Annotated in this window: 23 protein-coding genes; 4 read left to right on the top strand and 19 right to left on the bottom strand. The window is 36.5% G+C overall.

Annotated elements, in window-relative coordinates; translation table 11 throughout:
* Position 1 precedes the first annotated feature (1 nt).
* Both LQE94_RS03995 and LQE94_RS04000 read right to left on the bottom strand, forming a co-directional pair.
* Positions 2–934: an SPFH domain-containing protein gene (locus LQE94_RS03995; RefSeq protein WP_118737250.1), complete on the bottom strand. Its 933-nt coding sequence runs from the start codon at positions 932–934 to the stop codon at positions 2–4.
* 2 nt (positions 935–936) lie between these two features.
* Positions 937–1380, bottom strand: a complete 444-nt coding sequence (locus LQE94_RS04000; RefSeq protein ID WP_240577061.1) for an NfeD family protein — start codon at positions 1378–1380, stop codon at positions 937–939.
* Between the two features lie 284 nt (positions 1381–1664).
* On the opposite strand from LQE94_RS04000, the gene LQE94_RS04005 reads away from it, so the two are divergent.
* Positions 1665–1862, top strand: coding sequence for a cold-shock protein (locus tag LQE94_RS04005; protein ID WP_022075845.1), 198 nt, complete (start codon positions 1665–1667; stop codon positions 1860–1862).
* 313 nt (positions 1863–2175) lie between these two features.
* Here LQE94_RS04005 and glyA read toward each other — a convergent pair whose 3' ends face one another.
* The 14 genes from glyA to rho form a co-directional block, all read right to left on the bottom strand.
* Entirely contained in the window at positions 2176–3411 is a 1236-nt protein-coding gene (gene glyA, locus LQE94_RS04010) for a serine hydroxymethyltransferase (RefSeq protein WP_022075394.1), read from the bottom strand.
* Positions 3412–3471: 60 nt separating this feature from the next.
* The gene (locus LQE94_RS04015) at positions 3472–8007 is read right to left on the bottom strand and encodes a PolC-type DNA polymerase III (RefSeq protein WP_240577062.1); all 4536 of its coding nucleotides are present in this window, start codon (positions 8005–8007) and stop codon (positions 3472–3474) included.
* On the bottom strand, positions 7995–9050 hold the full coding sequence (gene ispG / locus LQE94_RS04020) for a flavodoxin-dependent (E)-4-hydroxy-3-methylbut-2-enyl-diphosphate synthase (RefSeq protein ID WP_118723636.1): 1056 nt from the start codon (positions 9048–9050) through the stop codon (positions 7995–7997). Before ispG ends, LQE94_RS04015 begins: the two co-directional genes overlap by 13 nt.
* 81 nt (positions 9051–9131) lie before the next feature.
* Positions 9132–9584 carry a hypothetical protein gene (locus tag LQE94_RS04025; protein WP_118737248.1) on the bottom strand — a complete coding sequence of 151 codons (453 nt, stop codon included), beginning with the start codon at positions 9582–9584 and terminating at the stop codon, positions 9132–9134.
* Between the two features lie 70 nt (positions 9585–9654).
* Entirely contained in the window at positions 9655–10164 is a 510-nt protein-coding gene (locus LQE94_RS04030) for a COG2426 family protein (RefSeq protein WP_022075398.1), read from the bottom strand.
* A gap of 3 nt (positions 10165–10167) precedes the next feature.
* Positions 10168–11244: a histidinol-phosphate transaminase gene (gene hisC, locus LQE94_RS04035; protein WP_240577063.1), complete on the bottom strand. Its 1077-nt coding sequence runs from the start codon at positions 11242–11244 to the stop codon at positions 10168–10170.
* Between the two features lie 15 nt (positions 11245–11259).
* Positions 11260–12450, bottom strand: a complete 1191-nt coding sequence (locus LQE94_RS04040) for a pyridoxal phosphate-dependent aminotransferase (protein WP_022075400.1) — start codon at positions 12448–12450, stop codon at positions 11260–11262.
* Positions 12451–12462: 12 nt separating this feature from the next.
* The gene (locus LQE94_RS04045) at positions 12463–13359 is read right to left on the bottom strand and encodes a DUF2156 domain-containing protein (protein WP_240577064.1); all 897 of its coding nucleotides are present in this window, start codon (positions 13357–13359) and stop codon (positions 12463–12465) included.
* A 107-nt stretch (positions 13360–13466) separates the two neighbouring features.
* The gene (locus LQE94_RS04050) at positions 13467–14033 is read right to left on the bottom strand and encodes a flavodoxin family protein (protein WP_240577065.1); all 567 of its coding nucleotides are present in this window, start codon (positions 14031–14033) and stop codon (positions 13467–13469) included.
* A 52-nt stretch (positions 14034–14085) separates the two neighbouring features.
* Complete coding sequence (prfA, locus tag LQE94_RS04055; RefSeq protein WP_118737246.1) at positions 14086–15159, bottom strand: peptide chain release factor 1; 1074 nt, start codon at positions 15157–15159, stop codon at positions 14086–14088.
* A 46-nt stretch (positions 15160–15205) separates the two neighbouring features.
* Positions 15206–16063 carry a peptide chain release factor N(5)-glutamine methyltransferase gene (gene prmC / locus LQE94_RS04060; protein WP_118737245.1) on the bottom strand — a complete coding sequence of 286 codons (858 nt, stop codon included), beginning with the start codon at positions 16061–16063 and terminating at the stop codon, positions 15206–15208.
* A gap of 43 nt (positions 16064–16106) precedes the next feature.
* Positions 16107–17042 carry a DUF1385 domain-containing protein gene (locus tag LQE94_RS04065; protein ID WP_240577066.1) on the bottom strand — a complete coding sequence of 312 codons (936 nt, stop codon included), beginning with the start codon at positions 17040–17042 and terminating at the stop codon, positions 16107–16109.
* A 202-nt stretch (positions 17043–17244) separates the two neighbouring features.
* Positions 17245–17445: a 50S ribosomal protein L31 gene (gene rpmE / locus LQE94_RS04070; protein WP_022075962.1), complete on the bottom strand. Its 201-nt coding sequence runs from the start codon at positions 17443–17445 to the stop codon at positions 17245–17247.
* Between the two features lie 100 nt (positions 17446–17545).
* The gene (gene rho, locus LQE94_RS04075; protein WP_118723629.1) at positions 17546–18895 is read right to left on the bottom strand and encodes a transcription termination factor Rho; all 1350 of its coding nucleotides are present in this window, start codon (positions 18893–18895) and stop codon (positions 17546–17548) included.
* A gap of 265 nt (positions 18896–19160) precedes the next feature.
* On the opposite strand from rho, the gene LQE94_RS04080 reads away from it, so the two are divergent.
* Genes LQE94_RS04080 through LQE94_RS04090 form a run of 3 tightly spaced genes read left to right on the top strand, consistent with a single transcriptional unit; the run spans position 19161 to position 21740 of the window.
* Positions 19161–20309 (top strand): NAD(P)-dependent malic enzyme, encoded by a 1149-nt coding sequence (locus LQE94_RS04080; protein WP_240577067.1) that lies wholly within the window; start codon positions 19161–19163, stop codon positions 20307–20309.
* Positions 20309–21235, top strand: a complete 927-nt coding sequence (locus tag LQE94_RS04085; RefSeq protein WP_240577068.1) for a TIGR01212 family radical SAM protein — start codon at positions 20309–20311, stop codon at positions 21233–21235. The genes LQE94_RS04080 and LQE94_RS04085 overlap by 1 nt, the downstream gene beginning before the upstream one ends.
* Positions 21228–21740: a DUF4364 family protein gene (locus tag LQE94_RS04090; protein ID WP_022075958.1), complete on the top strand. Its 513-nt coding sequence runs from the start codon at positions 21228–21230 to the stop codon at positions 21738–21740. The genes LQE94_RS04085 and LQE94_RS04090 overlap by 8 nt, the downstream gene beginning before the upstream one ends.
* Here LQE94_RS04090 and LQE94_RS04095 read toward each other — a convergent pair.
* The 3 genes from LQE94_RS04095 to LQE94_RS04105 all read right to left on the bottom strand — a co-directional run bounded on the left by LQE94_RS04095 (position 21717) and on the right by LQE94_RS04105 (position 24746).
* The gene (locus LQE94_RS04095; protein ID WP_118723626.1) at positions 21717–23033 is read right to left on the bottom strand and encodes a replication-associated recombination protein A; all 1317 of its coding nucleotides are present in this window, start codon (positions 23031–23033) and stop codon (positions 21717–21719) included. The genes LQE94_RS04090 and LQE94_RS04095 overlap by 24 nt on opposite strands.
* Before the next feature lie 52 nt (positions 23034–23085).
* Positions 23086–23829: a polysaccharide deacetylase family protein gene (locus LQE94_RS04100; protein ID WP_240577069.1), complete on the bottom strand. Its 744-nt coding sequence runs from the start codon at positions 23827–23829 to the stop codon at positions 23086–23088.
* A gap of 83 nt (positions 23830–23912) precedes the next feature.
* On the bottom strand, positions 23913–24746 hold the full coding sequence (locus tag LQE94_RS04105; RefSeq protein WP_022075955.1) for an AraC family transcriptional regulator: 834 nt from the start codon (positions 24744–24746) through the stop codon (positions 23913–23915).
* Positions 24747–24911: the final 165 nt, after the last annotated feature.

Raw genomic sequence — 24911 nt, forward strand, 5'->3', positions numbered from 1 at the left:
TTTATGCTTTCTCTGTTCTTGCAACCTCTGAAATTGTTTTTGTCAGCCCTGCAATTCCTTGTAAATCTGACGGAATAATAATTTTTGTTGCTTTACCGTCTGCCGCTTTTGCAAATGCTTCCAGACTCTTTAATGTTAAAACAGCTTCATCGGCTCCTGCTGCCTTGATAAATTCAATACCTTCCGCTGTAGCTTTTTGCACAGTGCGAATCGCTTCGGCCTGACCTTCTGCCTCTTTGATCCGTTTCTGTTTTTCTGCCTCAGCCTTTAAGATTGCAGCTTGTTTTGCAGCTTCTGCCTCTAAAATAACAGATTCTTTTTCACCTTCTGCAACAAGAATTGTAGATTTCTTTTCACCTTCTGCACGCAAGATTGCTTCTCTTCGTTCACGTTCCGCCTTCATTTGTTTTTCCATAGCATCCTGAATAGCCTTAGGAGGCATGATATTCTTTAATTCTACTCTGTTTACTTTAATTCCCCATTCATCGGTAGCAATATCAAGTATTGTACGCATTTTTGTATTGATTGTCTCACGGGATGTTAAGGTTTCATCTAATTCCAAATCTCCGATAATGTTACGCAAGGTTGTAGCGGTCAAATTCTCAATTGCCGCGATTGGATTCTCTACTCCGTATGCGTATTTTTTAGGATCCGTAATTTGGAAAAAGACAACTGTATCAATCTGCATTGTTACATTATCTTTCGTAATAACCGCTTGTGGTTCGAAATCAACAACTTGCTCTTTTAAAGAAACTCTCCTTGCCACTCGATCTAAAATTGGCATTTTGAAATGAATACCTACACTCCATGTTTCTTTATATCCACCAAGACGCTCAAGAACGTAGGCATGAGCCTGTGGAACAATCTTGACACATGAAATAAGTACGAAAAGTACAATAATTAAAATGATGATAAGTACTAAAAATCCAAACATGTTTATCCCTCCTGATATTTTTCAACAATTAATTTTACACCTGAAATTTCAACCACTTTTACAAGATCTCCTGGATTTAAAATTTCTCCGGTATTTTTTGTACGTGCGGTCCATTCTAAACCATTCACGACAGCTGCACCTGTTTCTTCTAAATTATCTACTTTTTTTGTGATTTTAACCACTTTTCCTATTATTTGTTCATAATTGGTTTTTTCATGATGACAATTTATGTATTTCATAGCAAAAGGTCTTGTAAATAATAATAAGATAAAGGATACAATTAAAAAGGATATGATCTGACACCATAGGTTGAAACCAGCCAGACATAAAATTAACGCTACTAAAGTTCCTCCTGCCATCCAGATTGTTGTAAGTCCGACAGTAATAATCTCAATGATTAAAAATACAATCAACAATCCAAGCCATATAAAAATCTCTTCTTTCATTTTACTCCCTTCTCTCTTATTCTGGTATATTGATCATAAGTATCATATTAATGATATCTTATTCTGTTAGTTCTAATTATACAATACTTTTATTATTAATGCATCGATTTTTATTTTTCTCTGCATTGTTGGAAAATTTTTCTTTGAATGAATTTGTACATTTTTACGAATAGTAAAATAATCCGATTGACTTTTATTGTTAAATATGCTAAAATAAGCAAGTATTGTTCAAAGATAAGAACAAACATACTACTATTTTTTAAATTTTTATGGAGGGTCAGGCAATGACAGGTACAGTAAAATGGTTTAATAACCAAAAAGGGTACGGATTCATCTCAGATGCTGAAGGAAATGACGTATTCGTTCACTATTCAGGATTAGTTATGGATGGGTTCAAATCTTTAGAAGAAGGTCAGGCTGTTGAATTTGATGTAACAGAAGGCGCTAAAGGACCACAGGCTACAAACGTAGTAAAACTTTAATCAGATTTTTTTATGTACCTTTTAATTATATAAATTTATGACGAGATTTAATATTTATAATTTTTAAAAGCAAATAACAAAATGAGATTAAAAAAAGAGCATCTTTCACGATGCTCTTTTTTATTCGTATTTATCTCAGTCGAGAAGACTCCCACCTCTTTCAGGTAGTGAGTAACAGCAAATTTGTCTCAGTGGGAGTCCAATCTCCGACTGAGATAAACGCTCCGCGAGGATGCGCAGTGATTCTGTAAAGAATGTGTCAGCTTACGCTGACCAGAATCACGCGCCAAGTCTCGCGGCTGCTCGACTTGAATTAACATAACGGATATTTATCTGTCAGTTCAGCAACCATTGCTTTTGCTTTTTCTACATTATCTTCGCTTTCTACTACAAGTGCAATAATTTCAGCAATCTTATCCATATCTTCTTCCAACATACCACGAGTTGTAACAGCTGGTGTTCCAAGTCTCACACCACTTGTAACAAATGGTGAGCGAGGATCGTTTGGAATTGTATTTTTATTTGCTGTAACATGTGCATCATCCAAACGTTTTTCAAGTTCTTTTCCACTGATTTCTGTTTCAGATAAATCAATCAGCATTAAATGATTATCGGTACCACCGGAAACAATCTTTATGCCACGTTCTATCAAGCCTTTACTCAAGGCCTGTGCATTTTTAACAACCTGCTCCATATATTCTTTATATTCCGGTTTAAGTGCCTCTTCAAAACAAACTGCTTTTGCAGCAATAACATGCATTAACGGACCACCTTGAATACCAGGGAAGACAGCTTTATTGAAATTAAACTTTTTATTCATCTCTTCGCTGCACATAATCATACCTCCGCGAGGTCCACGAAGCGTCTTATGTGTTGTTGTGGTGGTAACATGTGCATAAGGAATTGGGCTTGGATGTAATCCGGTTGCTACAAGTCCTGCAATATGTGCAATGTCAACCATTAAATAAGCCCCTACTTCATCGGCAATTTCACGAAAACGCTTAAAATCAATCGTTCTTGCATAAGCACTTGCTCCTGCTACGATTAATTTTGGCTTATGTTCTTTGGCAATTCGTAACACTTCATCATAATCAATAAATCCATTTTCATCTACACCATAGTGAGCAACATCGAAGTATTTACCGGACAGGTTTACAGGTGAGCCATGCGTTAAATGTCCGCCATGGTCAAGGTTCATACCCATAATCTTATCTCCAGGTTCAAGCATAGCAAACATAACTGCCATGTTAGCCTGTGCACCAGAATGTGGTTGTACATTTACATACTCACAACCAAATAACTTTTTAGCACGTTCTCTTGCAAGATCTTCTACAACATCTACGCACTGACATCCGCCATAATATCTTTTTCCAGGATATCCTTCAGCATATTTGTTTGTGAGTGGGCTTCCCATTGCAGCCATCACTGCTTTGCTTACCCAGTTTTCAGATGCAATTAATTCGATATGTGAGTTTTGACGATTCATCTCGTCTTTGATTGCATTCGCAATCTCAGGATCTGTTTTTACTATTTCTTCAAAATCATACATAGTAGTTTCCCTCCATCTCTTCTTTTGTTCCCCATTGGAAACAAGTATAGCATATATTATCTAAAAGTCAAATAATGACAACTGATTACTTTGCGGCAAATCTCCGAATAATCCAAGGTCTGACATCAGATCAATAACAGTTTTACTAACCTTTGTTCTTTGTCTGAAATCATCTAACGACAGATATTTTCCATCTTTTGCAGCGAGTTCTACCGCTTCTGCAGCTTTATCACCCATTCCGTCAATACTTGCAAAAGACGGCATTAGCTTTCCGTCGATAATCTGAAAATCTTTTGCTTTTGCACGATATAAATCAATAGGCATAAACTCCAGTCCGCGGGCATACATTTCCTGAACCAGCTTCATATCTTTTAAAGTATCCTGTTCTTTATTTGTGAGACTATCGGATCTTTTTCTGTAATCATTCATATAATAATTTAACTTTTCTTTGCCCTGGCACATAAGTTCATAAGAAAATGCATCGGCACGAATACTAAAATAAGCACCATAATAAGCGAGTGGATAATTAATTTTACAATATGCGATTCGATAAGCCATCATAACATAGGCAGCAGCATGTGCTTTTGGGAACATATAGCTAATCTTCTTGCAAGAATCAATATACCAGTCCGGTACATCTTTTTCCTTCATTGCAGTTTCCCATTCAGGCTTTAACCCCTTACCTTTTCGTACGCTCTCCATAATTGTAAAAGAAAGTGCACTATCTACTCCCTGATTGATCAAGTAAATCATAATATCATCACGAGTACAGATTGCAGTAGAAATCGTTGCCTTTCCTTGTTTGATCAATTCCTGTGCATTTCCAAGCCATACATTGGTTCCGTGAGACAAACCGGAAATTCGGATTAAATCAGATAATGATTGTGGGTTTGCATCTTGCACCATCTGGATAACAAAATCTGTTCCAAACTCCGGGATTCCAAGACTTCCAAGCGGACAGCCGCTGATATCTTCTGGTTTAATACCAAGTGCACTTGTATTATGGAACAACGAAATAACATCTTTATCATCCAGAGGAATTTTGGTTGCTACAAAAGGATTTTCTTCGTTGTATTCATTCTCCAGAGCATCAGATGTAATATAATCCTCCAGCATACGGATCATGGTCGGATCATCATGACCGAGAATATCTAGTTTTAACAAGTTATGATCAATCGAATGATAATCAAAATGTGTTGTTATGATGTCTACAGTCATATCGTTTGCAGGATGCTGAACAGGTGTAAATTCATTAATGTTATGTCCATGAGGAAGTACAACAATTCCTCCCGGATGCTGTCCGGTGCTTCGTCGGATACCTGTACATCCCTGACTGATCCGCTCTATTTCACAACGTCGTTTACGCATACCACGTTCTTCGTAATAGTTTTTTACATAACCGTAAGCTGTTTTATCTGCCAGCGTTCCGATTGTTCCGGCTTTAAAGGTATGCCCCTCTCCAAAAATAACTTCTGTATATTTATGTGCTTTAGACTGATACTCACCGGAAAAGTTCAAGTCAATATCAGGTTCTTTGTCACCTTTGAAACCAAGAAAGGTTTCAAAAGGAATGTCAAATCCTTGTTTTATTAGTTTTTCACCGCATACCGGACAATTTTTATCCGGCATGTCGAATCCACATCCTCCAGCATATGATTTTACTTCTTCAGAATCAAAATCACTATAATGACAATGTGCACAATAATAATGCGGAGATAATGGATTAACTTCTGTAATTCCGGCCATAGTAGCTACAAATGAAGAACCTACGGATCCTCGTGATCCAACAAGGTATCCATCTGCATTTGATTTCCATACTAATTTTTGCGCAATGATGTACATAACGGAATATCCATTAGAAATGATAGAATTTAATTCTTTCTCCAATCGCTTGGATACTGGTTCTGGTAAATTTTCACCATAGATTTCATGAGCACGGTTATAACAAATATCACGCAGATTCTGTTCAGAATTTTCAATGACCGGTGGACATTTGTTAGGATTGACAGGGGATATTTTTTCTATCATATTTGCAATTTTACAAGGATTTTCAATTACGACCTCATGAGCCTTTGCAGAACCTAAATATTCAAATTCTGCCAGCATTTCTTCGGTTGTACGAAGAAATAAAGGTGGTTGGTCATCTGCATCACTGAAGCCTTTTCCTGCCATGATGATACGGCGGTACACTTCATCTTCCGGGTCAAGGAAATGCACATCACAAGTCGCAACAACAGGCTTTTTGAATTTTTCCCCAAGCTGTACAATCTGTCGGTTTATTTCCATCAAATCTTCCAGGGTATTGATATTTGAGTACTTATCACTTGCAAGCATGAATTTATCATTTCCAAGTGGCTGAATTTCGTAATAGTCATAAAATTCTGCCAGTCTGGCAATTACTTGTGGTGATTTTCCATTTAATATAGCCTGATATAACTCACCTGCCTCGCAGGCACTTCCTATGACAAGTCCCTCACGATATTGGTTTAACAAACTTTTTGGAATGCGTGGACGTCGTGCATAATAAGTTAAATGAGATTCTGATATCAACTGATATAGATTGTAACGCCCAATATCATTTTTTGCCAGAATGATGATATGATGTGTTGGAAGCTTTCGAATCGCATTTGGATTCATATCACCGAATTGGTTAATTCCTTTTAATGTTGTTATATTGCGCTCTTTCAACATTTCAACAAACTTTACAAAGATTTCTGCGGTTGCTCCTGCATCATCTACTGCTCGATGATGATTTTCTAAAGAAATTCCAAGTGCTTTTGCCACAATATTTAATTTATATTTTGATAAAGTTGGAAGGAGCACTCTGGCAAGAGCCACTGTATCTACAGATATAAACTTTGGTTCAATATCCTGATAACGGCAGTTTTGTTCAATGAATCCAACATCAAAGCTTGCATTGTGGGCAACAAGTACTGCGTCTTTTGCAAATTCCAGAAATTGTGGGAGAATCACTTCAATATTTGGATACTCCATAACCATATCATCTGTAATACTTGTCAGTTTAGTGATTTCAAAAGGAATTGGTCTTTCAGGGTTTACAAAAGTACTGAATTTATCAACAATTTTGCCGTTGACAACCTTTACAGCTCCAATCTCGATGATTTTATCTTTTATGGCACTAAATCCTGTGGTTTCAATATCAAACACAACATAAACATCATCCAGTGTTTCATCTCCTGCTCCAACAGCAATTTCTGTTAGATCATCTACAACATAGCCTTCTACACCATACAGTATTTTAAATGGATCATCTTTATCCAATCGTTCTATAAAGTGATTTGCATCAGGGAAAGCTTGTGCAATACCATGATCTGTAATGGCAATTGCAGCATGTCCCCAATCGTGGGCACGACGGACAATATCCTGTGTTTCAGATACCCCATCCATATCACTCATTTTTGTATGGCAATGCAATTCTACACGCTTCACGGGACTTAAATCTTCTCTTTTCGTGGTAAAATCACCGATTTTTTTAATTCCGGTAACCGAACCGATAGATAATTCGCCATCATAACGATCAATTGTTGTTACACCTTTGATTTTTATATATGACCCCTTTCTTAAATCTTCAAGCAAATCCGGAAGTTGATCGTTACGAATAAACATTTTTACCATAATAGTATCGGTAAAATCTGTTACAGCAAACATTAAAATAGATTTTTCATTTCGGATTTCTCGAGTTTCAAAAGTAATAATCTTTCCATGAAATGTAATTTCACCCATTTCTGTCTCGACGACATCCAATCGGATTGGTTCATCCTCAAAATCCTTACCATAGATGAGATTTGGATCATTCCCTTGTTTTAACGGACGTATATAACCTTTCTTAAAATCAGATTTAAAGCTTTTACGTTCACCACTATCATTCCCATTGTCCTTTGGTTTCTTATCAACAACAGCCTTTTGAGAAACAGGTGTGGCTTTCTTTTCAGGACTGGATTCACCAGACTCTTTTTCCCTCTCTTCTCCATGAAGTTTGCGGTTTCTTGCAAAGATAGCATCTATTTCCCTCTGAATACGCTGTTCATCATATTCCAGGTTTTGGTCTTCTTTTTCTTTTTCCCGATATTCTATACGAATATCCGTCGGAATATGAAAACGTTGATTAAAAATCTCATCCAGTAACGATACAATTTCCTCTTTTCGTCCTTCTGAAACAATTGTATTTAATAATTCAAGACGCATAATTGAATTTGCTTCAAAGTGAATTTCTGCCTGTTCAAACATGCTTGCTGCAAGCACACTGACTTCTTTTAATTCTAATAAAATACTGTCATGGTATTCTACCATTAGTGCTTCTGGCGTATATTGTTCAGAAAGCTGATAATCCTCCTCAATTTTTATCGCTACAGAGGTCTTCCCAAACAGCTGCTTTTTAATGTGTTCTTCCATTCGTTTGATATAACGTTTTTGAATTAGATGCAGACTGAATAGATGAATATTTAAAAATTCTCTTGAAGAATTTGTTGTAATTTTTTTAATCTGCACATCTGCAAATAATTCTTGTATATCTTTTTCAACTTTTAACGTTGGAAATACCTCAAAAAATCTTTTGGCATTACTTACTTGTTCCAATTGTCTAACTCCCATCGAAGTGTATTCAAAAGTTCTGTTTCCGGCACTTTCTTTATAATTTCACCTTTTTTGATCAACAAGCCTTCTCCGATACCACCGGCAATGCCAAGATCAGCCTCTTTTGCTTCTCCTGGTCCGTTTACAACGCATCCCATAACTGCAACTTTAATATCAAGCGGATATTCTGAAACCATGGTTTCAACTTGATTTGCCAATTCAATCAAGTTGATTTTTGTACGTCCGCAGGTTGGACAAGATACAACTTCAATTCCGCCTTTACGAAGTCCTAAGGTACGAAGAACTAATTTTGCAGTTTTAATTTCTTCTACAGGATCTCCAGTCAATGAAACACGAATTGTATTTCCGATGCCTTCGTGTAATATAATACCAAGTCCTACAGAAGATTTGATATTTCCTGAGTAAAGTGTTCCCGCTTCAGTAATTCCGACATGTAAAGGGTATGGGCACTGACTGGCAATTAATTCGTGTGCTTTCACGCACATTAACACGTCCGAGGATTTAATGCTGACAACGAGATTGTCATACCCCATATCTTCTATCATTTTTACTTTATCTAAAGCACTTTCAACAATTCCTTCTGCTGTAACACCGCCGTATTTCTCTATTAATGGCTTTTCAAGTGAGCCACTGTTTACACCTACACGAATGGGCACATGATATTCTTTTGCCTTGTCGACAACAGCTTGTACACGATCTCTTGACCCAATATTTCCAGGATTGATTCGTATTTTATCTGCACCATTTTCAATGGCCGCAATTGCCATACGATAATCAAAATGAATATCCGCTACAAGTGGAATATGGATTTGTTTTTTTATTTCCTTGATAGCCGCTGCTGCTTCTAATGTTGGAACCGTACATCGAATAATCTCACATCCTGCTTTTTCCAGACGTAAAATCTGTGCTACAGTTGCTTCTACATCTTCAGTAGGTGTATTGGTCATAGACTGAATTGCGATTGGGTGATTTCCACCGATTATTACATCTCCAATTTTAATTTCCTTTGTCTTTTCTCTTAACATAGTTCCTCCTTTTTAAAATATCCCTCGTTTTATTTCATGATAGAAAAAACAGGGACGTTTCATATTCATCCCTGTTTATCTTTACTCTTTTTCAAATATTAACTGGCTGCCATATTCCCGGTCTGTCAGTGTCAGTTGATTCTGTTCCATATTGTAATCATAGGTTCCATCTAACCGATCTAACGCCTGAGTAATCACATCTTCTGATATGCCTTCCGAATCAGCTGCCTTTTTTACAGCATCTGTATTGAGACGTAAACTAAAAGTTTTGGTTTTAGAATCAATATCATAATCCATGGAAACTGCAATTTGATTGTCATCAAATTCATCCGGCCATTTTATAATTGCTGTGTTATTCCCTTTGATTGTCATAATTAAATCACTGTCCTCGTAATCCCATGTTCCTTCCAATGGATTCATTGTGAACATACGAACCAGGAAAAATACTGCAATCAAAATAATTACAACAGATGTGACAGACATTACGCTTCGCCAAATAATACTTCTTGTATGATCATCATTTTTTGCGAGCATGTTTTCTTCTCCTCTAATTTGTTCTTCTTTAATTATACGGATTCTCGTATTTTATGTCAATCTAATTTCATTAAGCAAATATTGTTCCGAGAACGGTATAGGATAATATAGTCATAATAACTGTTGCCACTACAAGACCAAGAACAATGGCAGGAAAAGCCTTTCTAAAACGAATTCCCAATAATGCAGCAATCAAAGCTCCTGTCCACGCTCCTGTTCCCGGAAGTGGAATGCCTACAAATGCTACTAGTCCCCAAAATTCATATTTTTCAATATTGGCACTCTGGTTCATCGCTTTATGTTCCAGTTTTTCAACTAAAGGTTTTAGTTTCTTTGTTCCTTTCATCCAATCAAAAATCTTTGTGATCAATAATAAAATGAATGGTATTGGAACCAGATTCCCAATAAAGCAAATAGGAATAGCCTGCCACATAGGTACATCTAAAAGTGCCGGTCCTGCTGCAAGGAGTCCACCTCTAAGTTCAAGAATTGGTACCATAGAAATCAAAAAAATGATGAATTCTTTCCCGACCTTTCCGCTAAGCCCTGCAATTAATCCATTTATTAATGCTTCTTTCATCTACTATCTTCCTCCATGTTCGGCAATATATTGTCTTAAGAAAGAAAAGAAAGTTTCCATCTCTTCTTTCGTACCAATTGTCACACGCAAATATTGTTCAATTCTCTCGCTTTCCCAGTATCTGACGTAAATATTGGCTTTTTTCAAAGCTGTAAATAGTTGTTTTGCATCCAGCTTTGGATGAGTTACAAAAATAAAATTGGCTTGAGATTCTGGATATTCAAATCCTAACTCTTTAAACTGCTCTTTGGCCCATTCTCTTGTTTCAACAATTTTATTTACAGTTTCTTTGAAATAAGTTTCATCTTTTACTGCTTCTGCTCCGCAAACAAGAGAAGTCTGGTTCATTGTATAAGAGTTAAACGAATATTTCACATCATTTAAATATTTAATCAAAGTCGGGTTACTGATGGCATACCCAATTCTCATACCAGCCATAGAACGAGATTTTGAAAATGTCTGAACAACAATCAAATTATCGTATTTTGAGATTAATTCCAATGCAGACTTTCCGGCAAAATCAATATATGCTTCGTCTACAATTACGATGACATCCTGATTATGTCTAATGATATCTTCTACAAAATCCAGATTTTCATAAATTGCTGTAGGTGCATTTGGATTTGGGAAAATAACGCCCCCATTTTCTTTATAATAATCTTCTTTGCAAATATGAAAATCAGCATCTAATTTCTGACATTCATATGGAATGCGATATAAATCAGCCCATACTTTATAAAAAGAATAGGTAATATCCGGAAAAAGAATTGGCTTATCTGAATTAAAAAAAGTCAGAAAACACATGGATAATACATCATCTGAGCCAACCCCTACAAATACCTGATCTTTATCCACTTTGTATCGATCAGCCAGAGATTGTGTAAGTAATTCTGCCGTCGGATCCGGATATAAGCGAAGTCGATCTAAATCCATTGACTGAAGTGCCTGTTCAACTCCTGGTGCAGGTGCATAAGGATTTTCATTTGTATTCAATTTAATTACTTTATTTTGTGGCTGTTCGCCTGGAACATAAGGCTCTACCTGGCGAATATTATTTCGTATATTTTCATTTAATCCCATGATTCTATCCCTTTCCTATAGATTATATTGTTTAGCGAGTTCGGCAAATTTAGGTAGTGAATTAACAATTGTCTCGTAGGATACACAATAAGCCATTCTTACATATCCAGGACATGCGAATGAAGACCCTGGTACAATCAGTATATTATATTTTTTGGCTTCATTACAAAATTCTTTTTCATCAGCAATCGGAGATTTTACAAATAAATAAAAGGCTCCTTCCGGTTTGATACAATCAAACCCTAGATTTTTTAATCCGTTATATAATGTTTCACGATTACGGTCATAGTAAGAAATATCTGTTTTTTCATTTAAACATGCTTTTACAACTTTTTGTTGTAAAGTCGGAGCATTTACAAAACCAAGAATACGTGTTGCCACATTAACTGCCCCGATTAGCTTTTCGCTGTCAGATGCTTCGTCCGGAATTACAAGATAGCCGATACGTTCTCCTGGAAGAGAAAGAGATTTACTGTATGAATAACCTACAATTGTATTTGCATAGTACTTTGTAAGGTAAGGTACTTCAACTCCGTCATATGCTAATTCACGATATGGTTCATCTGAGATTAAATAAATGTCTGTTCCATATTCCTTCTGTTTTTTCTCTAAAATAGCGGCCATTTTCTGAATTGTTTCCTCTGAATAAACAACACCCGTTGGATTGTTTGGGGTATTTACAATTATGGCCTTTGTTTTTGGAGATATTTTCTGCTCGAATTCATCTAGCTTAGGTTGAAAATCAGTAGTATTAGGAGAAACTTCTACAAGGACACCATCATAATTATCTGTATAACTGCGATATTCTCCAAAATATGGAGCAAATGCGATGACCTCATCGCCTGGATTGATCAAGGATTTCAAAATAACATTTAGTCCACCGGCTGCTCCTACGGTCATGGTAATATTCTTGCTACAAAAATGTGTGCCAAAGCGCTCATTCAAAGAATCTGCGATAGCTATTCTAACATCTTCATATCCGGCATTACTGTTTGTATAACCATGTAAAACTACAGGATCTTCCTCGTCTAAAAGTTCTTTGATCGCATATTTAACTGCATCCGGAGCCGGAACATTTGGATTGCCAAGGCTAAAATCAAATACATTTTCAGATCCGTATATCTTTGCCAATCGGTTACCTTCTTCAAACATTGCCCGGATTGCAGAACTATTTGCAACCATATTTTCCATTTTTTTTGAAATCATCTTTGTATCCTCCTATTTCTTTGTGACGAATCCTTTTTGTACCATAAATGCAGGCTGATACGATAATTTAGCTTTTCGAAGTCCGGCAGAACCGGCATCGTCTTCTCTATTTATATATGCATAATCTGTACATTCATGCTGAACAAACTGCTGATTGATCATTGGATAAGCACCGTCTACATCCGCAAAAGCCTTTTCGATATGAACAACAAATGTATCTTCACACATCGGCTCCCCAATTGTAAATGCTACAATATTTCCTTCTGCACGAAGAACACCACCTATAAGACCGAGTTCTTTATACAGGCGTAAGGAATTTAATGTTACACACATTTCTGCATTTTTCTCCATATCCTCATCGCATCCATTTTGCGTACGCCATTTTAAAGCCATTTGAAAACATTCTTCCACATTATCATCGTTTAATTGTTCATAGCTCCAGTCTTCATGCAGGGATTTAAATTTATTAATATGATTTCTTTTCCCATGTAGTTTCTTCCCTGCAAGAGTCATAAGTTTTTCTGAATCATATACATAATCAGCCTGATCCGGGTCGTATTGTATTTTATATACACCCGGATACCAACATTCCAGTTGTGCAAAGTTTTCTTCTGTTACATTATAAAACATAAGTGGAGTATTTTTGGTATCACTATATTGATTTAACCATTCAATTGCTTTATGAACAGAGTCATCATCTCCTGCAGGATAGGCAAAAAGAGCTTTTTCGGAATTGTCCTTGAAAACTAATGCGCCTTCAATAATGGCATACTCTACTTTATAGTGTCTGGACCAAAGATAAACATTTGCAAAAGTACGTTCACAGCTTCGGCTTGGTGATTTTTTTAAATAAGAGTGAATAATTTCTTGGTCTTCTAATTCAGGTCGTTTAAATTGGATTTTATCCATTCAAAAAATCCTTTCTTTTTGTAATAGCCACAAAACTTGCGGCCGGTAGTTGTTTAGTATATTGTCAAGTGCAAAAAGCAGCGGAAATCCCGCTGCTTAAAATGAGCTTATCGGATAAAGTTTGTTTTGATTTTCTCTTCATCCACCGGCATTTCAATACCTGCTTTTTTTCCTGCCTCGAGGCATTTCAAAAGCCATGCCATATTATTACCTAAAGTTCTCATAATCTGAATTCCCTCGGCATCCTGCTGCACTTCATCCGGTGTATTACCATGTACCATTGTCCAATAATTAGACGATACGACCGGCATCTGATGGTATGTAAAATATTTCATGATCACATCCAATGTAGCAGTTGTTCCGGCTCTACGTGCAGATGTAACGGCCGCAGCTGGTTTGTGCAACATATCTTTTCCGGCACACGAACATAATTTATCCATAAATTCAATAATCTGGCCAGATGGAGATGCCCAATAAACCGGAGAACCAACAACTAAAGCATCTGATTCAGCCATCTTCACAGCCGCTGCTTTTACATTTTCCATATCAGGATTGCCTGCCTGAAAAATTTCTGTCTCAATTCCATGTTTCTCAAGTGCTTTTGCAACAACTGTCAGAGCTGTATATGTACAGCCTGCTTTTCTTGGACTTCCGTTTAATAATAATACTTTCATTCTAGTTCCTTCTTTCCGGTCTTATTTGTTTATTCCGATTTAAGTTGTTTGTTTAATCTTCATTCATTTTTGCAAGTTTTGCAGTCTGGTCTGCAGCAATCAGACTATCAATGATTTCATCAAGATCTCCATTTAAAATGGAATCTAATTTATGCAAAGTTAATTTGATTCTGTGGTCTGTTACACGTCCTTGTGGAAAGTTATAAGTACGGATCTTCTCAGAACGATCTCCTGTACCTACCTGGCTTTTACGCGCTTCTGCTTCAGCATCATGCTGTTTTGCAAGTTCAAGTTCATAGAGACGGGCACGAAGTACTTTCAATGCTTTATCTTTATTTTTCAACTGTGATTTTTCATCCTGGCATGAAATTACAATTCCTGTCGGGATATGTGTCAGACGTACAGCAGAGTCTGTTGTATTAACGCACTGTCCACCATTACCTGAAGCACGGAACACATCGAATTTACAGTCGTTCATATCCAATTCTACATCCACTTCTTCTGCTTCTGGCATGATTGCAACTGTAATAGTAGATGTATGGATACGTCCGCCACTTTCTGTCTCTGGAACACGTTGTACACGGTGTACACCACTTTCATATTTTAATCTTGAATATGCACCCTGTCCTGAAATCATAAATACACATTCTTTAAAGCCACCGATTCCATTTTCATTAAGTGAGATCATCTCCACTTTCCAATGGCGTCCTTCTGCATAATGTACATACATACGATAAATTTCAGCTGCGAATAAAGCCGCTTCATCCCCACCGGCACCGGCACGGATTTCCACGATAACGTTCTTTTCATCGTTTGGATCCTTCGGAAGAAGTAAAATCTTCATCTCTTTTTCCAGTTCTTCTATTCGATTCTTTGATTCATTCAATTCTTCTTTTGCAAGTTCACGCATCTCTTCATCTGATTCTTCTTCTAACATCATCAGACTGTCTTCTACATTCTGCTTGCACTGTTTATATTCTTTAAATGCTTCAACAATAGGAGCCAGATCACTTTGTTCTTTCATTAAATTGCGGAAACGAGTTGCATCGTTTGCCACATCCGGTTCCTGAAGTTCTCCCATTACTTCTTCATATCGGATTACAAGATCCTCTAATCTATCAAACATAATTTCCTATATCCTTTCTAACTTCTATCATATCTATACAGATAATTCACCTCTTCGTATCATACACGCCTAATACAACCCGGTCAAGACCTGCAAGGTCTTTTTTTATCAGGACATCTCTAAATCCGGCATCTTTCATCATATTTGACACGTCTAAGCCTTGATCATGTCCAATTTCAAATATCAAATATCCATCGGCTTGTAAATATTTTTCACTTTCAGAAATGATTTTCCGATAGAAATATAATCCATCTTCCATTCCATCTAACGCAAGCATCGGATCATGTTCTCTTACTTCTTCTTGAAGTGTTTTAATTACATCACTTCGAATATATGGTGGATTCGATACGATCATCGAATATTTGTCTGTTATTTTGTCAAACAGATCGCTTTGAAGAAAATCGACAGACAAACCCAGCGATTTTGCATTTTTCCTTGCCACTTCCAGTGCCTTATCAGAAATATCAACACCGGTTCCTGTAATTTGTTTCTTATTTTTCATATAATACAAAATACTAAGTAAAATACAGCCTGAACCGGTACACATATCCAATAGATTTACGGGATTCGAGATTTCTTTTAATTTTTCTAAAGCAGTTTCCACGAGTATTTCAGTATCTTGTCTTGGAATTAATACATGTTCATTTACATGAAATTCCAACCCCATAAACTCCTGAACACCTGTTAAATGTTGAAGTGGAATATGCTCTGCACGTTTTTGAATCAGTTGCAGATATTGTTTTTGATAATTTTGGGGTACTGACTGCTGTGAATCAACAAAATAGCGTGCACGGGTAATACCTGTAACGTATTCTAATAAATACCATGCATCCAGAGAACTTTCTTGAATGGATGCATTTTTTAGTATGTCAGTTCCTGTGTTATACAGCTCTTTTAATGTCATCTTTTTTCTCCAATTGTATCTCTCACTGTTATTTTCATCAATTTTACTTTAAATCCATTTTAAAGTTATCTTTCAAATATGCTTTCCAGTCAAAGACAGCTTCTACAGCCTGAATCGCAACCTCGATCATGCTGTCATCCGGCTCCTTTGTTGTCAGATTCTGTACCCACATGCCAGGACGACTGAGAAGATTTATAATCGGATTTTCACTATTGCCTGCCAGACGGATGATTTCAAATGAAACACCGGCAATTACCGGCATCAATGCGATTCGAATTATGACACGAAGAACCTGGGATTTTGCAGTAATAAAAAAGCAAAAAATGATACTGATAATCATAACAAAAAACAAAAAGCTTGTTCCACAACGTTTATGTTGCTTGGAACTCTTTCTAACATTATCAACATTTAGCTCCATACCGTGTTCTATACAGTTGATACATTTATGCTCTGCTCCATGATACATAAATGTGCGTTGAATATCTTTCATATGTGATACGAGTGATATGTACGCAAGAAATATAGCCAGGCGGATAATTCCTTCAATTACTGTCATCATAAAATGTGAGGTAATATAATTTTTCAAAAAATTGCTGAGAAAATATGGAAGAACCATAAAAATAGCAACCGCGAGTACAACTGAAATAATGATTGTCAGGTTCATAAAAATCTGGTCTTTTTTTTCTTGTTTGCGAATTTCTTCTGCTGTCATTACTTTTTCATCTGTCTCTTCATCTTCATAAAAAGATGCTGAATAAGTAAGAGTTTTCATTCCTAAAACCAGTGAATCAACAAAACTAAAAATTCCTCGTATAAATGGAATTTTCTTACCTGTTTCCCAGGGAATCACGCTTTTATATTTTTCTACGTTTACTTCAATTTCCTGATTTGGCTTTCGGACAGCAACCGCATATTTATCTCCGTTTCGCATCATAATCCCTTCAAGAACGGCCTGTCCGCCGATATTGGATGATTTCATATCATTTCTCCTGTCTGTTCTGTTGCTGTTACTTATATTATTGATTAAAATAAACAACACGACTGATAAATTTTGAAAAAGTCAGTCGCTTCTATGGAAGCCGCTGACCATAAGGGCTGTTGTTTACAAAACACTTGCAACAAATTATTTATAAAATGATAAGAGGCTGAGATATATCTACCTCAGCCTGCATAACAAATTCTTATTTCATACCATATTTCTTGTTGAACTTGTCTACACGTCCGCGAGCCTGTGTAGCTTTCTGCTGACCTGTGTAGAATGGATGACATTTAGAACAAATTTCTACGTGAATGCTTTCGTTTGTAGATCCTGTTACAAATGTATTACCACAGTTACAAGTTACTGTTGCCTGATGGTATTCTGGATGGATTCCTTCTCTCATGATTTTCACCTCTCTATTTAAAATATAGTTATTTACTCTCTAAACAGCTATCTCAGTATAGCATAACCTTTTTGCTGTTGCAAGTTTTTTTTGTAAGTTTTTAAATAAATTTCTGACGGATTACTTTTTGTACTAATTCGGCGTTATTCGCTGTTCTGTCAAATGTATTTAACAGGTTGTCCACTGCTTCATCTGCTTTTAATCCATTTAAGGCTTTTCTTATAATATATACGGCATCCTGTTCTTCTTTTGTAAGTAAAAGATCTTCTCGTCTTGTTCCTGATTTTGGAATGTCAATTGCAGGGAATACACGTTTTTCCTGAAGCTTACGATCCAAAACCAATTCCATATTACCAGTTCCTTTAAATTCTTCGTATACAACATCATCCATTTTACTTCCTGTTTCGACCAATGCTGTTGCAAGAATTGTAAGACTACCGCCCTCTCTCATATTTCTGGCAGCACCAAAGAAACGTTTTGGCATATGCAGGGCAGCAGGGTCAAGACCTCCTGACAGTGTTCTTCCTGATGGCGGTACTGTAAGGTTGTATGCTCTTGCAAGTCGTGTAATACTATCAAGAAGGATCATAACATCTTTTCCGTGTTCTACTAATCGTTTCGCACGTTCAATTACCATTTCGGATACACGTTTATGGTGCTCCGGCAACTCATCAAATGTAGAGTAGATTACTTCAACATTTGGTCCGGCAATTGCTTCACGTATATCTGTTACTTCCTCCGGACGTTCATCAATCAATAAAATTAACAGGTGCATATCTGGTTCTGATTTCTGAACAGACAGAGCAACTTCTTTTAATAATGTTGTTTTTCCGGCTTTTGGTGGAGATACAATCATACCTCTTTGTCCTTTTCCTATTGGAGAAAGAAGGTCAACAATTCGCATTGCGGTGCTGCTTGTTGCTTCCTCTAACTGGATTCGTTTATTTGGAAAAATCGGTGTTAAATCTTCAAAATTCGGACGTTTTGCAGCTTCAGCAGGTCGAATTCCATTAATTGTGGAAACATAAAGCAGGGCACTGAATTTTTCTCCCTGTGTTTTAATTCGTGTGTTTCCAGTTAGAATATCTCCGGTTTTTAAATTGAATCTACGTATTTGGGATGGAGAAACATAGACATCATTTTCACCTGGAAGATAATTTTCGCAGCGAATAAATCCGTAGCCATCCGGAAGCACCTCTAAAATTCCATTGGCGGCTTTTCCGCTATCCAGCTGTTCAATGTCAGTTGTTTCCTTTTTCTCTTTTAGTTCTTCTTTGATTTCCTCTTTTGCCTCTGTGTTTGCAGCCTCTTGTTTATCCGCAACATCCTGTGAAAGCATAGCGTCAATCAAATCACTTTTCTTCATTGTAGAAATACCTTTCATATTTCTGGCTTTTGCAAGTTCTTTTAACGTTGCCAACGGCAATGATTCGTATTTTTCTCTTGTCATAAATACAATCCTTTCTTTTCATATAAAGTATAAAAATATGTTTTAAAAATACGTCTTTTGTATTAAATATTTGCTTTTGTAAATTTTCGGGAACTTTGGTCTGAATCGACTCAAATGAATTAAAGCTATTGTTAGTATACATCAACTGTTGCAAAAATAAAAGAGTTTTTTCAAAATTTAGAAAGGATTCCTCTCTTGCGTCTATTCTATAAGAGTGATATGATAATTTTCAGATACTATTATAATAAAGAAGAGGTACAAAAATATGACAAACAGCGAAAAAGCATTACAGATGCATGAACAGTGGAATGGTAAGATTGAAACAATAGCAAAATCGCATGTGAATTCAAGAGAAGATCTTGCCATCGCTTATACTCCGGGTGTTGCAGAACCTTGTAAAGTAATCGCACAAGATCCGGAAGCTGCATATAAATACACGATCAAATCCAATACGATTGCCGTTGTTTCTGACGGAAGCGCAGTACTTGGACTTGGTAATATCGGTGCTAAAGCTGCCATGCCGGTTATGGAAGGAAAAGCAGTTTTATTCAAAGAGTTCGGTGGAGTGAATGCAGTTCCTATCTGTCTTGATACACAGGATACAGAAGAAATCATTCGTACAGTAGTAAATATTGCACCTGCTTTTGGAGGAATCAATTTGGAAGATATTTCTGCTCCTCGTTGTTTTGAGATTGAGGAACGTTTAAAAGAACTTCTTGATATCCCTGTTTTCCATGATGATCAGCACGGAACAGCTATCGTTGTACTTGCAGGTATTATAAATGCGTTGAAAGTAACCGGTAAAGAAAAAGAGAATTGCCGTGTTGTTGTAAATGGAGCAGGTTCTGCAGGAGTTGCAATCACAAAACTTCTTTTAACATATGGTTTTCCTAATATCACAATGTGTGATATCAATGGAATTATCGGAAAAGACTCACCGAATTTAAATTGGATGCAGAAAAAAATGGTTGAAGTTACAAATTTGGAGAATAAAAAAGGAACTCTTGCTGATGCTTTAGAAGGTGCTGATATCTTTGTCGGAGTATCTGCTCCTAATATTGTTACAAAAGATATGGTAGCTTCTATGAATAAGGATGCAATTCTTTTTGCAATGGCAAATCCTGTACCTGAAATTATGCCTGATATTGCAAAAGAAGCCGGTGCAAAAGTTGTTGGAACCGGACGTTCTGATTTTCCAAACCAAGTAAATAATGTTGTTGCTTTCCCTGGAATTTTTAAAGGTGCTTTAGAAGGCCGTGCAACACAGATTACGGAAGAAATGAAACTCGCAACTGCTAATGCAATTGCAGGACTTGTTGCGGATGATGAATTAAATGAAAATAATATTTTGCCGGAAGCTTTCGATCCACGTGTGGCAGATGTTGTAAGTAAAGCTGTAAAGGACTTGATTTAATGAATCGCTGGGGTGAAAAACGTTATCATTCTATGGATTATGATCTAAAAGAACTTTATGGAGAAAAAGTATATAAGATTACACTTAATGGTGGAATGACTTGTCCAAACAGAGATGGAAAAGTTGGGCATGGTGGCTGTATTTTCTGCAGTGCTGCAGGCTCAGGTGACTTTGCCGGGTCTGCCACCTGCTCTATCACAAAACAACTTGCCATAGGAAAAGAAAATTTAACAAAAAAACGACCTGTTCATTCATATATTGCCTATTTCCAGGCATTTACGAATACGTATGCCCCTGTAGAATATTTGAGACAGATTTATATGGAGGCAATTCAAGATCCGGATGTTCAAATTCTTTCTATAGCAACGAGACCGGATTGTCTGCCAGATGATGTACTTCAATTATTAGAAGAAATCAATCAGATCAAACCGGTTTGGGTTGAACTTGGGCTTCAGACAATTCATCCACAAACTGCAACCTATATTCGTCGTGGATATCCGTTGGAAGTATTTGAAGAGGCAGTAAATAATTTGAGAAAACGAAATATTTCTGTGATCACACATACAATTTTAGGACTTCCGGGAGAAAATGAAGATATGATGCTTGAGACAATAGATTATCTTAACAAAATGGATATACAAGGGATTAAGCTTCAATTGCTTCACATATTAAAAGGAACAGATCTTGCCCTCGACTATGAAAAACAACCGTTTTGGAGTCCTACTATGGAGGAATATATTTCTCTGCTTGGAAAGTGTATTGCAAGCCTTCGTCCGGATATAACCATCCACAGGTTAACTGGTGACGGGCCAAAAGAATTACTTATAGCACCATTATGGACAAGTCAGAAAAGGACCGTATTAAATACGCTGCATCGTTATCTGAAAGAACAAGATATCTGGCAGGGAAAGGAGTATCATGTCTGAATCATTTACATTATACAAATTAATCATTCTTTATATGTTGGAAAAGGTAGATTTTCCATTAACCACATCCCAAATATCTGAATTTATTTTGGATAAGGGGTATACGAATTATTTCAAACTTCAAAGTACGATTTCTGAAATGCTGGATTCACAATTGATTTTGGCAGAGAATACCCACAATCGTACCTTATATCACTTAACAGAAGAAGGCAGTAAAACAATCGAATTTTTCCGCAATAAAATTTCACCGGAGATTCAACATGATATTGATGATTTTCTGGAAGAAAAAAGTTATGATTTGAAAGAGGAAGCTGCGGTAAAAACAGAGTATTATCTGACACCGAACCACGAATACGAGGTGCGATGTCAGATTGTAGAAAATGATTCCAGCCTCATTGATCTGAAATTGACTGTTCCCACAAAAAAAGAGGCTGAAACCATTGCAAATAACTGGAACATGCAAAGTCAGAGTGTTTATGCATCATTGCTCGCGAAGCTTTTGTAACCATTCTTTTGTTTGCTTTTCATGACCAAGATTGCCGGGTTCATAGAACCTGGCATTTTTTATCTCATCTGGTAGATATTGTTGATGTACATAATGATTTTTATAGTCATGTGCATATTGATAGCCTATACCATGTCCCAATTTTTGAGAACCTTTATAATGAGCATCTTGAAGGTGTGTCGGTACTGTTGTTTTTATATTACGCACAGATTCATTTGCCAGCATAATAGCATTCACTGCAGAATTACTCTTTGGTGCAGATGCCACATATAAAACAGCTTGTGAAAGTATAATCTGGGATTCCGGCATTCCGATCCTTTCCACCGCCTGAGCGGCAGACACTGCAACTGTCAAAGCCATTGGATCAGCATTTCCCACATCTTCTGCTGCGCAGATCATAATTCGTCTGGCAATGAATTTAACATCTTCACCTGCGTAAAGCATTTTTGCAAGATAGTAAACAGCGGCATCAGGATCCGATCCACGCATACTTTTAATAAATGCTGAAATTGTGTCATAATGATTATCCCCGGTTTTATCATAACGCACTACTCTCTTTTGGATGCATTCTGATGCAACATCTAGTGTAATATGGATCAACCCATCTTCACTTCGCGGAGTTGTCAAGATACCAAGTTCTACTGCATTCAAAGCACTTCTCGCATCACCACCGGCAATGTCAGCTAAAAACTCAATTGCATCTTTATCAATATCTGCTTTATAGCTTCCCATTCCTTTTGTTTTATCATACACGGCGCGATGAAGCAGTAATTTGATATCTTCTTTTTCTAAAGCATGTAATTCAAATACACTTGATCTGGATAAAAGAGCTCCATTTACTTCAAAATAAGGATTTTCTGTCGTTGCCCCTATCAAGGTAATGGTTCCATCTTCTACAAAAGGCAGCAGATAATCTTGTTGACCTTTGTTGAAACGATGAATCTCATCGATAAATAATATTGTTTTCTTTCCATACATGCCGAGTAAATCTTTGGCTTCTTTTACTACCTCTTCCATGTCTTTTTTACCAGCTACTGTTGCATTGATCTGTTTAAATTCAGCACTGGTGGTATTAGCAATTACTTTGGCAAGTGTTGTCTTACCTGTTCCGGGTGGCCCATAAAAAATAATTGAACCTAATTTATCAGCCTTGATCGCTCGGTATAATAATTTGTCTTTACCGATGATATGCTGTTGTCCGACTACCTCATCTAATGTTGTCGGACGCATTCTGGATGCAAGAGGAGATTCTTTTTCTTGCTTGTTTTCTCTCATATAATCAAATAAATCCATATATATCTTCCTTTCACTTCTATACAGATGAATTTCTAAATGCAGAAATGTTTTAGTTTAGAAGTAATTTATCTACAGTAACAAACTGATACCCTTCTGCCTGAAGCAAATCTACAATTCGAAGTGCTGCGATTACAGAACTGTTGTAACAGTCATGTAACAAGATAATATCATTTTCTTTTGTTTCCGTCACTACTTTGTTTACAATTTCATCCACATTTTCTGTAGTCCAATCTAACGGATCTACAGTCCACAACACTGGAATAATCATCATTTTTTTCTCTAAATTTCTTTGCCAGCTGCCGAAAGGAGGTCTCATATATTCCGGTGCTTTTCCTATAATACTTTCGATAAGATCATTTGTGTTTTTTATTTCTTCATAAGCTTCTTCATCACTTAGCTTTGTAATCTCTAAATGATGATATGTATGATTTCCTATTAAATGTCCTTCCTCATACATTTGTTTTACAAGGTTTCGATTACTATTTTGTTCAATATTTTCGCCAATCAAAAAGAAAGTGGCATGCACATTTCTCTGCTTTAACCCTTCTAATAATTTAGGTGTGAACTGAGCATTTGGTCCATCATCAAAAGTTAATGCAATCATGGGCTTCTCTATCTGTTCTTGTAAGGCTGCTTTGGTTTCCTCAAATTGTTTTGGAATTTCTCCTTTAGTTTCACTTGACTTTAAATTGAATTGTATAACGCCAAAATATTGCGAGATAAAAAGTACAGTAATAAAATAGCTGATACTGATTATTTTCGAAAAAATTTTTTCATATCTATTTATATGCATACATCGTCCTTCTCGAACACATCTATTGTAATTATATGCAAGATATTTGGCAACTCATGATTCATATTGGTGTAAAGCAGTTGTTATATTTGATTTTTTCTATACTCAGATGGTGTCATTTTCATTTTACTTTTAAATGCCTTGGAAAAATAGAGATTATTTTCAAAGCCTACGGAATAGGCAATACTCGCAATAGACAATGATGTTTCGCGTAGTAAATGTCTGGCCCGCTTAAGCCGATATTCAATTAAATACTCTTTCGGAGACTGATTTTGTATTGCCTGAAATGAACGGAAAAGATAACTTCTGCTAATTCCAACATAAGATGCAACATCTTCTACGGTAATTGGATAAGAATAGTTTGTCGAAATATAATCTTTTGCCTGTTCTACATAAACCACTTGGCTGTTTTGTACGTCTTCTTCATGTTGCGCATAATGCATAAAGGTAGACAATAATGTGTAAAGTGCTCCGGTCATTGCAACTGCTGATTCATAATCACTTCCTTTTACATCATAGATAATACCAAGTTGTTCCTGGATTAGATTATTTGGAAGTGTACCCTTTTTTATCCAGGGATGCTTTCGCCTGAAATCAGTTGCTCTGATAATAGTGTCTGCATCTTCTCCCATAAATCCAACCCATGCATATTCCCAAGGGTTTTGGCTGTCAGCATAATAACGCACTTCTGTATCGGGATATAGTATAAAGGTATCTCCTGCCGATAATTGAATAACTGCTCCATTTACTTCATACCAACCGGTTCCCGAAATGATATGATGGATACAATAATGGTTTCTTACTCCAGGACCCCACTGGTATTCCGGTTCGCACAACTGATGACCTACATTATATACAGATAACGATCCCAGTAACTTTTCTCTTGCTTTAAAAGAATATTTATATGTGTTTAACATTTTAACACCTCTTTCTACTACTTCTTATTATAAACGCTCTCCTCCTGCCAAAGCAACATTTTTACATATTTTTGCACGGATTTTTTATATACTTTTTATCGATAGACCAGTATAATAAAATTAACACGAAAACAGAAAATATATGTTTTGTAAAACGATTCTATC

The organism is Mediterraneibacter sp. NSJ-151 (assembly GCF_022487435.1).
Lineage (GTDB): Bacteria > Bacillota > Clostridia > Lachnospirales > Lachnospiraceae > Schaedlerella > Schaedlerella hominis.